General features: G+C 63.8%; 8 protein-coding genes and 2 pseudogenes. 4 read left to right on the top strand and 6 right to left on the bottom strand.

Annotation, left to right across the window (positions count from 1 at the left end; all coding sequences use genetic code 11):
* Window positions 1-3: 3 nt before the first annotated feature.
* Complete coding sequence (locus PSPA7_RS00045; protein WP_003150821.1) at window positions 4-555, bottom strand: DNA-3-methyladenine glycosylase I; 552 nt, start codon at window positions 553-555, stop codon at window positions 4-6.
* Between the two features lie 104 nt (window positions 556-659).
* On the opposite strand from PSPA7_RS00045, the gene glyQ reads away from it, so the two are divergent.
* Both glyQ and glyS read left to right on the top strand, forming a co-directional pair.
* On the top strand, window positions 660-1,607 hold the full coding sequence (gene glyQ, locus PSPA7_RS00040) for a glycine--tRNA ligase subunit alpha (RefSeq protein WP_011979042.1): 948 nt from the start codon (window positions 660-662) through the stop codon (window positions 1,605-1,607).
* A complete protein-coding gene (glyS, locus tag PSPA7_RS00035; protein ID WP_033997702.1) occupies window positions 1,607-3,661 on the top strand; it encodes a glycine--tRNA ligase subunit beta in 2,055 nt (684 codons plus the stop codon). Before glyQ ends, glyS begins: the two co-directional genes overlap by 1 nt.
* A gap of 55 nt (window positions 3,662-3,716) precedes the next feature.
* Here the strand turns inward: glyS and PSPA7_RS32580 are convergent.
* Window positions 3,717-3,827 (bottom strand): annotated as a pseudogene (locus PSPA7_RS32580) (hypothetical protein); the annotation flags it as partial.
* A 178-nt stretch (window positions 3,828-4,005) separates the two neighbouring features.
* Between PSPA7_RS32580 and gmhB the strand changes: the two are divergent.
* Together gmhB and PSPA7_RS00025 are read left to right on the top strand one after the other, a co-directional pair.
* Window positions 4,006-4,542 carry a D-glycero-beta-D-manno-heptose 1,7-bisphosphate 7-phosphatase gene (gmhB, locus tag PSPA7_RS00030; protein WP_033997735.1) on the top strand — a complete coding sequence of 179 codons (537 nt, stop codon included), beginning with the start codon at window positions 4,006-4,008 and terminating at the stop codon, window positions 4,540-4,542.
* Window positions 4,543-4,553: 11 nt separating this feature from the next.
* Complete coding sequence (locus PSPA7_RS00025) at window positions 4,554-5,327, top strand: lysophospholipid acyltransferase family protein (protein WP_003150817.1); 774 nt, start codon at window positions 4,554-4,556, stop codon at window positions 5,325-5,327.
* Window positions 5,328-5,657: 330 nt separating this feature from the next.
* On the opposite strand, the gene gyrB is transcribed toward PSPA7_RS00025, so the two are convergent.
* The 4 genes and pseudogenes from gyrB to dnaA all read right to left on the bottom strand — a co-directional run bounded on the left by gyrB (window position 5,658) and on the right by dnaA (window position 11,870).
* Window positions 5,658-8,078, bottom strand: coding sequence for a DNA topoisomerase (ATP-hydrolyzing) subunit B (gene gyrB, locus PSPA7_RS00020; RefSeq protein ID WP_011979039.1), 2,421 nt, complete (start codon window positions 8,076-8,078; stop codon window positions 5,658-5,660).
* Window positions 8,079-8,081: 3 nt separating this feature from the next.
* A pseudogene (gene recF, locus PSPA7_RS00015) lies at window positions 8,082-9,184 on the bottom strand (DNA replication/repair protein RecF).
* A 9-nt stretch (window positions 9,185-9,193) separates the two neighbouring features.
* Entirely contained in the window at window positions 9,194-10,297 is a 1,104-nt protein-coding gene (dnaN, locus tag PSPA7_RS00010; protein ID WP_011979038.1) for a DNA polymerase III subunit beta, read from the bottom strand.
* Window positions 10,298-10,325: 28 nt separating this feature from the next.
* Window positions 10,326-11,870: a chromosomal replication initiator protein DnaA gene (dnaA, locus tag PSPA7_RS00005; RefSeq protein ID WP_034080764.1), complete on the bottom strand. Its 1,545-nt coding sequence runs from the start codon at window positions 11,868-11,870 to the stop codon at window positions 10,326-10,328.
* Between the last annotated feature and the right edge of the window lie 481 nt (window positions 11,871-12,351).

Here is a 12,351-nt window from a genome sequence, read left to right as displayed (position 1 = left end):
GGACTAACCGGCAAGCTGGGCGTAGCGGTCGCAATCCCGGGTGTGGTCCATGACCATGCCGCTGGCCTGCATGAATGCGTAGCAGATGGTCGGCCCGACGAAGTTGAAGCCAGCCTTGCGCAACGCCTTGCTCATGGCCTCGGCTTCCGGGGTGATCGCCGGCACCTCGGCGCGCCCGGCAAAATGATTGATCTTCGGCTGGCCGCCGACGAACGACCAGAGGAATCCCGCCGGGTCATCCAGCTCCAGCCAGGCCTGGGCATTCTGCCGGGCGGCGTTGAGTTTCGAGCGGTTGCGGATGATACCGGGGTCTAGCATCAGCTCATCGATCTCCGCATCGCTCATCTGTGCCACCCGTTGCACGTCGAAGCCGAACAACACCTCGCGATAGCGCTCGCGCTTCTTCAGTACGGTGATCCATGACAGCCCGGCCTGGAAGCCCTCCAGCAGGAGCAACTCGAACAGCGCGTCGGGATCGCGCTGCGGCACGCCCCACTCCTCGTCGTGATAGGCCATGTAGAGGGGATCATCGTTGCACCAGAAGCAGCGTGGCATAAGGCTTTCCGTGATTTCCAGGGGATCGGGGGAACGGGCGAGGCGGCAAGGGAATCGGGTATACTTCCGCGTTTTGTATCGAAGCCTCAGCACAGGTGAATTTCGTGAGCCAGACTACGCCCGCCGTGCGCACCTTCCAAGACCTGATTCTCGCCCTGCAGAACTACTGGGCCGAGCAGGGCTGCGTGGTGCTGCAGCCCTACGACATGGAAGTGGGCGCCGGCACCTTCCACACCGCGACTTTCCTCCGCGCCATCGGCCCGGAGACCTGGAACGCCGCCTACGTCCAGCCGAGCCGCCGTCCCACCGACGGCCGCTATGGCGAGAACCCCAACCGCCTGCAGCACTACTACCAGTTCCAGGTGGTCCTCAAGCCAAACCCGGAGAACTTCCAGGAACTCTACCTCGGCTCGCTGAAAGCCATCGGCATCGACCCGCTGGTCCACGACATCCGCTTCGTCGAAGACAACTGGGAATCGCCGACCCTCGGCGCCTGGGGCCTGGGCTGGGAAATCTGGCTGAACGGCATGGAAGTCACCCAGTTCACCTACTTCCAGCAGGTCGGCGGCATCGAGTGCTACCCCGTCACCGGCGAGATCACCTACGGCCTGGAACGCCTGGCCATGTACCTGCAGGGTGTGGACTCGGTCTACGACCTGATCTGGACCGACGGTCCGTTCGGCAAGGTCACCTACGGCGACGTGTTCCACCAGAACGAAGTGGAGCAGTCCACCTTCAACTTCGAGCATGCCAACGTGCCGAAGCTGTTCGAGCTGTTCGACTTCTACGAAAGCGAAGCCAACCGCCTGATCGAACTGGAACTTCCGCTGCCGACCTACGAGATGGTTCTCAAGGCCTCGCACACCTTCAACCTGCTGGATGCGCGCCGCGCCATCTCGGTCACCGAGCGCCAGCGCTACATCCTCCGCGTGCGCACCCTGGCCCGTGCCGTGGCGCAGAGCTACCTGCAGGCCCGCGCGCGCCTCGGCTTCCCCATGGCCACCCCCGAACTGCGTGACGAAGTACTGGCCAAGCTGAAGGAGGCCGAATGATGAGCGCCAAGGATTTCCTGGTCGAACTGGGCACCGAAGAGTTGCCGCCAAAAGCCCTCAACAGCCTCGGCGAAGCCTTCCTCAACGGCATCGAGAAGGGCCTCAAGGCCGCCGGCCTCAGCTACTCCGCTGCGCGCTTCTATGCGGCGCCGCGCCGTCTCGCCGTGCTGATCGAGCAACTCGCCGTGCAGCAGCCGGACCGGACCGTCAACCTCGACGGACCGCCGCTGCAGGCCGCCTTCGACGCCAGCGGCAAGCCGACCCAGGCCGCCCTGGGCTTCGCCAAGAAGTGCGGCGTGGACCTGGAGCAGATCGACAAGAGCGGTCCGAAGCTGCGCTTCAGCCAGACCATCGCCGGCCAGCCGGCCGCCGGACTGCTGCCGGGCATCGTCGAGACCTCGCTGAACGAGCTGCCGATTCCCAAGCGCATGCGCTGGGCCGCCCGTCGCGACGAATTCGTGCGCCCGACCCAGTGGCTGGTGATGCTGTTCGGCGACGAAGTGGTCGACTGCGAGATCCTCGCCCAGAAAGCCGGCCGCGAATCCCGCGGCCACCGTTTCCACAACCCGGACAACGTGCGCATCTCCAGCCCGGCCGCGTATCTGGAAGATCTGCGCGGCGCCCATGTGCTGGCCGATTTCGCCGAGCGCCGCGAGCTGATCGCCAAGCGTGTGGCCGAACTGGCCGCCGAGCAGCAGGGCAGCGCCATCGTGCCACCGAGCCTGCTCGACGAGGTGACCGCGCTGGTCGAGTGGCCGGTGCCGCTGGTCTGCTCCTTCGAGGAACGTTTCCTCGAGGTCCCGCAGGAAGCCCTGATCACCACCATGCAGGACAACCAGAAGTACTTCTGCCTGCTGGACGCCAACGGCAAGCTGCTGCCGCGCTTCATCACCGTCGCCAACGTCGAGAGCAAGGCGCCGGAGAACATCGTCAGCGGCAACGAGAAGGTGGTTCGCCCGCGTCTCACCGACGCCGAGTTCTTCTTCAAGCAGGACAAGAAGCAGCCATTGGAAAGCTTCAACGAGCGCCTGCAGAACGTGGTGTTCCAGGCCCAGCTCGGCACCGTGTTCGACAAGGCCCGGCGGGTTTCCGGCCTGGCCGCCTACATCGCCGAACGCATCGGCGGCGACGCGCAGAATGCCGCGCGTGCCGGCATCCTGTCCAAGTGCGACCTGGCCACCGAGATGGTCGGCGAGTTCCCCGAGATGCAGGGCATCGCCGGCTATTATTACGCCACCCACGGCGGTGAGCCGGAAGACGTGGCCCTGGCCCTGAACGAGCAGTACATGCCGCGCGGCGCCGGCGCCGAGCTGCCCTCGACCCTGACCGGCGCCGCCGTGGCGGTGGCCGACAAGCTCGACACCCTGGTCGGCATCTTCGGCATCGGTATGCTCCCCACCGGCAGCAAGGATCCCTACGCGCTGCGCCGCGCCGCGCTGGGCGTGCTGCGCATCCTGATCGAAAAACAGCTCGATCTGGACCTGGTAGCCGCAGTCCACGCCGCCGTCGAGCAGTACGGCGACAAGGTCAAGGCTGCCGGCCTGGCCGAGCAGGTGCTGGATTTCGTGTTCGACCGCCTGCGTGCGCGCTACGAGGACGAAGGCGTGGACGTGGCCGTGTACCAGTCGGTGCGCGCGCTCAAGCCGAGTTCGCCGCTGGACTTCGACCAGCGCGTGCAGGCCGTCCAGGCTTTCCGCCAGTTGCCGGAAGCCGAGGCCCTGGCTGCGGCGAACAAGCGGGTGTCGAATATCCTCGCCAAGTCGGAGGATGAGGTTCCGGCGAGCGTGGATGCCAGCCTGCTGGTAGAAGCCGCGGAGAAGGCCCTGGGCAGCGCCGTGGCGAACGCCGAGAGCGAAGTCGCTCCGTTGGCCGCGGCGCGCGACTACCGCGCGGCACTGGCTCGCCTGGCGGCCCTGCGCGAGCCGGTGGATGCGTTCTTCGCCGACGTGATGGTCAACGTCGATGACAGCAGCGTGCGCGCCAACCGCTACGCGCTGCTGGCCAAGCTGCGTGGACTGTTCCTCGGGGTGGCGGACATTTCGCTGCTCGGCTGAGCCCGTTCGCCTCGAAGAAAGGCCCGGCGTCCTCGCGACGCCGGGCCTTTTTTCGTTACAGGACCTTCAGGTATTCCAGCAACGCGCGCTTCTCCTCGGCCGACAGGCTGCCGCCGTACTCACGGCTGCAGCGGCTGTTGCCTGAGTCACGCCGGTCCGCACCTGTCCATCGAGGATGGCGAGCTGGCGGCTGTGGCAGTGCCTTCAGCCAGGGCAGGGGGGCATCACCCGCGAGCCCTGGTCGCGGCTGTAGAACTCCTGGCGATGGCTCGTCGTTCCATCCGCGATGCTCCGGCTGGCTGAGGTAGAATCGACCCTTTCCGTTCATGGCCAACTGCGCATCGATGTCCCGTTCCCTGCTGATTCTCGACCGCGATGGAGTCATCAACCTCGACTCCGACGACTACATCAAGACCCTCGACGAGTGGATCCCCATCCCCAGCTCGATCGAAGCCATCGCCCGCCTGAGCAAGGCCGGCTGGACCGTCGCGGTGGCCACCAACCAGTCCGGCATCGCCCGCGGCTATTACGAACTGGCGGTGCTCGAGGCGATGCACGCACGCTTGCGCGAACTGGTCGCGAAGCAGGGCGGCGAACTCGGCCTCATCGTCTATTGTCCGCATGGACCGGACGACGGCTGCGACTGCCGCAAGCCGAAGCCGGGCATGCTGCGGCAGATCGGCGAGCACTACGGGGTCGACCTGTCGGGCATCTGGTTCGTCGGCGACAGCATCGGTGACCTGGAGGCGGCGCGGGCCGTCGATTGTCAGCCGGTGTTGGTAAAGACCGGAAAAGGTGTACGTACGCTGGGCAAGCCCTTGCCAGAGGGCACCCTGATATTCGACGATCTGGCGGCAGTCGCCAGCGCATTACTTCAGTAAGGTCAGAATACATGTCGACAGTGCAGGCCATCAGAACCGTCCTCTTTTACCTGCTGCTGTCCTCCAGCGCGTTCGTCTGGGGCACCCTCAGCTTCTTCATCGCGCCGTTCCTGCCGTTTCGCGCCCGCTACCGCTTCGTGGTGCGGAGCTGGTGCCGCTTCGCGATCTGGCTGACCCGCGTGGTCGCCGGCATCCGCTACGAGGTACGCGGCCTGGAGAACGTACCCGAGCAACCCTGCGTGATCCTCTCCAAGCACCAGAGCACCTGGGAAACCTTCTTCCTCTCCGGCTTCTTCGAACCGCTCAGCCAGGTGCTCAAGCGCGAGTTGCTCTACGTGCCGTTCTTCGGCTGGGCCCTGGCCCTGCTCAAGCCCATCGCCATCGACCGCAGCCAACCCAAGCTGGCCCTCAAGCAACTGGCCAAGCAGGGCGACGAGTGCCTGAAGAAAGGCGCCTGGGTACTGATCTTCCCGGAGGGTACGCGCATTCCGGTGGGGCAGATGGGCAAGTTCTCCCGCGGCGGCACCGCCCTGGCGGTCAACGCCGGGCTGCCGGTACTGCCGATCGCCCACAACGCCGGGCAGTTTTGGCCCAAGGCCGGATGGGCCAAGTACCCGGGCACCATCCAGGTGGTGATCGGCCCGGCTATGCACGCCGAAGGCGAAGGCCCGCGCGCCATCGCCGAGCTCAACCAGCGCGCCGAGGCCTGGGTCAGCGAGACCATGGCCGAGATCAGCCCCACCCAGCAGCGGGTCAGCCATCCGGAGCCGTCTGTGGTTTCGTGAGGCCGCCGCAAAGGCCCCTGCAAGGCCTCCTGTGCGCCGATTCGATAAAAGGAGCCCCGCCATAGCGGGGCTTCCTGTTTTCACGCGAGACCCAAGCACAGGCCGGCTGGCAACGACCGAGCGAACCGGCTGGCGTGTCCCGCAGCCCCAGACCGGTGGAACGCCCGCCCGGACACCTGGGTCCAGGGCGCCAATGCCGGCGGGTAGCTGGCGGACTCGATCACACTTCGGCAAGGCAGGCACGGGCCTGTATCCGGTTACCCGACCAAAAAAGAAAACCCCGGCGCCAGGCCGGGGTTGGGGTTTCCTGAGGATTGGCCTATCGACCTATCACACGTCCAGGTTCGACACCGCCAGCGCGTTGCTTTCGATGAAGTCGCGACGCGGCTCCACGGCATCGCCCATCAGGGTGTTGAAGATCTGGTCGGCAGCGATGGCGTCCTCGATGGTGACCTTGAGCATGCGGCGGACGTTCGGGTCCATGGTGGTTTCCCACAACTGTTCCGGGTTCATCTCGCCCAGTCCCTTGTATCGCTGGATGCTGTGGCGCTTGGTGCCTTCGGCCATCAGCCAGTCCAGGCCGTCCTTGAAGGCGCTGATCGGCCGCTTGCGCTCGCCCTTCTGCACGTAGGCGCCGTCCTCCAGCAGGCTGTTCAACTGGTCGCCGAGCAGCGACACCGAGCGGTAGTCGTTGCTGGCGAAGAAGTCACGGTTGAAGGTGACGTAACTGGACAGCCCGTGAGCCACCAGTTCCACCTCGGGCAGCCACAGGTGGCGCTCGCGGTCTTCGCGCAGGCTGGCCTTGTAGGTCAGGCCGGACTTCTCGGCGGCGCTCAGGCGCGCCTGGAATTTCTCCAGCCAGCCCTGCATCACCGACTCGTTGGCCAGGTCATCCACCGACACGGTGGGCAGGTAGATGAAGTGCTCGGTCAGCTCCTGCGGGTACAGGCGCGAGAGGCGCTTGAGGGTGGCGATCACCCCGCGGTACTCGTTGACCAGCTTCTCCAGCGCCGCGCCGGCCAGGCCCGGGGCGTGCTCGTTGACGTGCAGGCTGGCGTCTTCCAGGGCCGACTGGGTCATGTATTCTTCCATGGCCTGGTCGTCCTTGATGTACTGTTCCTGCTTGCCACGCTTGACCTTGTACAGCGGCGGCTGGGCGATGTACACGTAGCCGCGCTCGATCAGCTCGGGCATCTGGCGGAAGAAGAAGGTCAGCAGCAGGGTACGGATGTGCGAACCGTCGACGTCAGCATCGGTCATGATGATGATGTTGTGGTAGCGCAGCTTGTCGATGTTGTACTCCTCGCGACCGATGCCGCAACCCAGGGCGGTGATCAGCGTGCCGACCTCCTGGGAAGAGAGCATCTTGTCGAAGCGCGCCTTCTCGACGTTGAGGATCTTGCCCTTGAGCGGCAGGATCGCCTGGGTCCGGCGGTTGCGGCCCTGCTTGGCGGAGCCGCCCGCGGAGTCACCCTCCACGATGTACAGTTCGGAGAGCGCCGGGTCCTTCTCCTGGCAGTCTGCCAGCTTGCCGGGCAGGCCGGCGATGTCCAGCGCGCCCTTGCGGCGGGTCATCTCGCGCGCCTTGCGCGCCGCCTCGCGGGCCCGCGCGGCATCGATCATCTTGCCGACCACGGCCTTGGCTTCGTTGGGGTTCTCCAGCAGGAAGTCGGCGAAGTACTTGCCCATTTCCTGTTCCACCGCGGTCTTCACCTCGGAGGAGACCAGCTTGTCCTTGGTCTGCGAGCTGAATTTCGGATCCGGCACCTTCACCGAGATGATCGCGGTGAGGCCTTCGCGGGCGTCGTCGCCGGTGGTGGCGATCTTGAATTTCTTCGCCAGGCCCTCGGCCTCGATGTAGTTGTTCAGGTTACGCGTCAGCGCCGAGCGGAAGCCGGCCAGGTGGGTGCCGCCGTCACGCTGCGGGATGTTGTTGGTGAAGCAGAGGATGTTCTCGTTGAAGCTGTCGTTCCACTGCAGGGCGACTTCCACGCCCACGCCGTCTTCTTCGCGCTGGACATTGAAGTGGAAGACCTGGTTCACCGCGGACTTGTTGGTGTTCAGGTACTCGACGAAGGCCTTCAGGCCGCCCTCGTACTTGAACAGCTCTTCCTTGCCGGTGCGTTCGTCACGCAACAGGATGCCGACGCCGGAATTGAGGAAGGACAATTCGCGGATCCGCTTGGCCAGGATGTCCCAGCTGAAATGGATGTTGCTGAAGGTCTCCGGCGACGGCTTGAAGTGCACCTCGGTACCGGAGCCGTCGGTTTCGCCCACCTCGCGCAGCGGGAATTGCGGCACGCCGTGGTGGTAGACCTGTTCCCAGACCTTGTTGTGGCGACGGATGGTCAGGCGCAATTCATGGGACAGCGCGTTCACCACCGAGACGCCCACACCGTGCAGGCCGCCGGACACCTTGTAGGTGTTGTCGTCGAACTTGCCGCCGGCGTGGAGGACGGTCATGATCACTTCCGCCGCAGAAACCCCTTCTTCCTTGTGGATATCCACCGGAATGCCGCGCCCGTTGTCACGGACGGTGATCGACTCGTCCGTATGGATGGTGATGCTGATTTCGCTGCAATAGCCGGCCAGCGCTTCGTCGATGGAGTTGTCCACCACCTCGAACACCATGTGGTGCAGACCGGTGCCATCGTCGGTGTCGCCGATGTACATGCCGGGGCGCTTGCGTACGGCATCCAGCCCCTTCAGCACCTTGATGCTGGAAGAGTCGTACGTGTTGTTCTCGCTCATGCTTCACTCCCGATGGTCGTGGTCTGAGAGACTTTTCCATGTTCCACGTGGAACATGGCTACCGGCGTATCCGTGCGCCAGCCGTCTTTCAATAGTTGCGGGTCCACGCAGGTGATGAATACCTGGCAACCCAAATCTTCAAGCAAGCGGCAAAGAGCCATTCGATGCTGCTCATCCAGTTCCGAGGGCAGGTCGTCCACCAGGTAGACGCACTGTCCGCGCTTGGCGCGATTGATCAGATGCCCCTGGGCGATGCGCAGGGCGCATACCACCAGCTTCTGCTGTCCGCGCGAGAGAATCTCGGCTGCGTTATGACCCGCCAACCGTATGCGAAGATCCGCACGCTGCGGTCCCGCCTGGGTGTGGCCCATCTGCTGGTCGCGCAACAGGCTGGAGGCCAGGACGTCCTGGAGGTCCCGGTCCTTGTCCCAGCCTCGGTAGTAGCTCAGGGTCAGGTCATCCAGCGAAACCAGCTCGGCGAGGGTTTCCTCGAACACCGGTTTCAGCGCCTGGATATAGCTTCTGCGGTAGGCATCGATCTCATCGCTGGCCAGGCTCAACTCCCGGTCCCAGGCCGCTTGCGACGCGGGGTCCAGTTTACCATGCCGGAGCCAGGAGTTCCGCTGGCGCAACGCCTTCTGCAAGCGTTGCCAGACGGGCAGGAAGCGAGGTTCCACGTGGAACACTCCCCAATCGAGGAACTGCCGACGAATTTTCGGCGCGCCCTCGAGAAGGCGAAAGCTGTCCGGATTGATCAGTTGCAATGGAAGGGTTTCCGCCAACTGAGCAGCACTTCGGGCGTTCTGCCCATCGATGCGGATGGTGAACTCGCCCTGGCGTTCACGGGAAATCCCGAGATTGCTGGCTATGCCATTGGCCAACATCACTTGGCCGAATACAGTGCAGGCCGCTTCCTCGTACTGGATCACCGGCTGCAGGCGAGCGCTGCGGAACGAGCGCGCCAGGCCCAGCAGGTGGATCGCTTCGAGCACGCTGGTCTTGCCGCTGCCGTTGTCGCCGTAAAGGATGTTGATGCGGGGGGAGGGGGAGAGGGTCACCGGGTGCAGGTTGCGCACCGCGGTGACCGAAACGCGGGTCAGGGACATTCAGCGTGATTAGAGGCGCATCGGCATGACGACGTAGGCGGAATCGTCATTGTCGGCCTCGTGGACCAGGGCGCTGCTGTTGGAGTCGGAGAGAATGAAGCGGACCTGTTCGGTACCGATCACACCCAGCACGTCGAGCAGGTAGCTGACGTTGAAGCCAATCTCCAGGTTCCCGCCGTTGTACTCGACCTGCACTTCTTCCTCGGCCTCTTCCTGTTCCGGGTTGTTCGCCTGGATCTTCAGCAGACCGTTGGACAGCTGCAGGCGAATACCGCGGTACTTCTCGTTGGAGAGGATCGCGGTACGGCTGAAGGCCTCGCGCAATTGCTGGCGATCACCGATCACCAGTTTGTCGCCGCCACGCGGCAGCACACGCTCGTAGTCCGGGAACTTGCCGTCCACCAGCTTCGAGGTGAAGGTGAACTCGCCGGTGGTGGCGCGAATGTGGTGCTGGCCGAGGACGATGCCGACCTCGCCATCCTGCTCGGTGAGCAGGCGCGCCAGTTCGAGGATGCCCTTGCGCGGGACGATCACCTGGTGGCGGTCCTGCGACGGGATCTGCGCGTCCAGCGAGCACATGGCCAGGCGGTGCCCATCGGTGGCGACGGAGCGCAGGGCGCCACCGTTCACTTCCAGGAGCATGCCGTTGAGGTAGTAGCGCACATCCTGCTGCGCCATGGCGAAGCTGGTGCGATCGATCAGGCGACGCAGCTTGCTCTGGGCGATGCTGAAGTTCAGCGAACCGGGGCCTTCCTCGACGGTGGGGAAGTCGTTGGCCGGCAGGGTGGAGAGGGTAAAACGGCTGCGGCCGGCCTTCACCAGGAGCTTCTGCTCTTCGACACGGATGTCGATCAGCACATCGCTGGGCAGGCTCTTGCAGATGTCCATCAGCTTGCGCGCCGGTACGGTGATCTCGCCGGGCTCGGCGGCATCCTCCAGTACCACGCGACCGACCAGCTCGACCTCGAGGTCGGTACCGGTCAGCGACAGCTGCTGGCCTTCGACCACCAGCAGGACGTTGGAGAGAACCGGCAATGTCTGGCGGCGTTCCACGACGCCGGCGACCAGTTGCAGCGGTTTCAACAGGGCTTCGCGTTGAATGGTGAAATGCATGGTCTAGTCCCTTGCCTCGTGGGCTGCGTCAGGTAGTCAGGGTACGCAGCAGGTTCTTGTAGTCCTCGCGGATATCCGCGTCGGATTCCCTAAGTTGAGCGATCTTACGACAGGCGTGCAACACGGTGGTGTGATCCCGACCGCCGAAGGCTACGCCGATCTCCGGCAGGCTGTGGTTGGTCAGCTCCTTGGAGAGCGCCATGGCCACCTGGCGCGGACGCGCCACCGAACGCGAACGCCGCTTGGACAACAGATCGGAGATCTTGATCTTGTAGTACTCGGCGACGGTGCGCTGGATGTTGTCGATGCTGACCAGCTTGTCCTGCAGGGCCAGCAGGTCCTTCAGCGACTCGCGGATCAGCTCGATGGTGATCGGCCGACCCATGAAGTGCGAGTGGGCGATCACCCGCTTCAGCGCGCCTTCCAGTTCGCGCACGTTGGAACGGATGCGCTGGGCGATGAAGAACGCCGCATCGTGCGGCAGTTCGATCTTGGCCTGCTCGGCCTTCTTCATCAGGATCGCGACACGGGTTTCCAGTTCCGGCGGCTCGACGGCCACCGTCAGGCCCCAGCCGAAGCGGGATTTCAGCCGCTCTTCCAAGCCTTCGATTTCCTTCGGATAGCGGTCGCTGGTGAGGATCACCTGCTGGCCGCCTTCGAGAAGGGCGTTGAAGGTGTGGAAGAACTCTTCCTGGGAGCGCTCCTTACGGGCGAAGAACTGGATATCGTCGATCAGCAGCGCGTCCACCGAGCGGTAGAAGCGCTTGAATTCGTTGATGGCGTTGAGCTGCAGGGCCTTGACCATGTCCGCGACGAAGCGCTCCGAATGCAGGTAGACGACCTTGGCGTTCGGATTCTTCTTCAGCAGATGGTTACCTACAGCATGCATCAGGTGGGTCTTGCCCAGGCCGACCCCACCATAGAGGAACAGCGGGTTGTAGCCATGCTTGAGGTTGTCCGCCACCTGCCAGGCCGCGGCACGGGCCAGTTGGTTGGACTTGCCCTCGACGAAGTTCTCGAAGGTGAAGGTGCGGTTCAGGTAGCTGGTGTGCTTCAGCGCGCCTTCGACCTGGACGTTGCGCTCGGTGCGTATTGCCGGCGCGGCGCCAGCCGGCATGGCTACGGCCAGCGGATCGATGCTCGGTTCTTCCGCCTCGTAGGAGTCGGCCGTGACGCTGGAAACCGCCGCCACAGGCGGCAGCTCTTCGCGAGGAACCACGACCGGTGCGGCAGACACCGGCTGTACCGGCGCAGGCGGCGGTGCGACCGGAGGCGGGGGCGCCACGTGGGATTGCGATGGCACGATGGCGGCACGCGGGGTGCGGCTGCGCTTGCTGCCTATTAATAAGGAAAGCGCGGGCAATTGCCCCTCGCCGCGTTCACCGAGCAGTTCCAGGAGGCGACCGAGGTACTTCTCGTTCACCCAATCGAGGACGAAACGGTTGGGTGCATACACACGCAATTCGTCGCCTTCGGCTTCGACCTGCAAGGGACGGATCCAGGTGTTGAATTGTTGGGACGGCAGCTCATCGCGGAGAAGATCCACGCACTGCTGCCAGAGTTCCACGGACACGGATATCCCCCAAAGATTGGAAAGGCGGCACAACGAAAGAAGCGCCTATTGTAGCCGTATGGGCCGGACTTATCCACATGCCGATGCGCCGAGCACCCAAGCAAATCAAGACCTTAATAAAAGCAGGCCGACCGACGGACGGTCATCCTGAACTGTGTGGATAACCCTTGTGCCGCTGGGGGTACATCCCTGGTGATCGGCATGTGGAAAAAAGCCCTGTGGATAACCAGGACATCCATCCCCAGGCTTCGCGCAGGATCGAAACAGCCTCGCCACCGTTTCTCGACAACCTTTTGCCCATGGGAAATGCCCGCCCCTAATGGCTTTCAATGAGTTATACACAGAAACCGGTCCAACCAAGAGCAATAACCGCTTCTATCCTTTAAAAGAAAAATGACTTCCCTGTATCTATCTATTACGTGGTCGCTGGTTGGAAATTGACCTGCCCGTTCGATTTCACTAGAATCGCCGGTCTCTTTAA

Source organism: Pseudomonas paraeruginosa PA7 (genome assembly GCF_000017205.1).
Classification (GTDB): Bacteria; Pseudomonadota; Gammaproteobacteria; order Pseudomonadales; family Pseudomonadaceae; genus Pseudomonas; species Pseudomonas paraeruginosa.
This window is presented reverse-complemented; position numbering and strand designations above follow the sequence as displayed.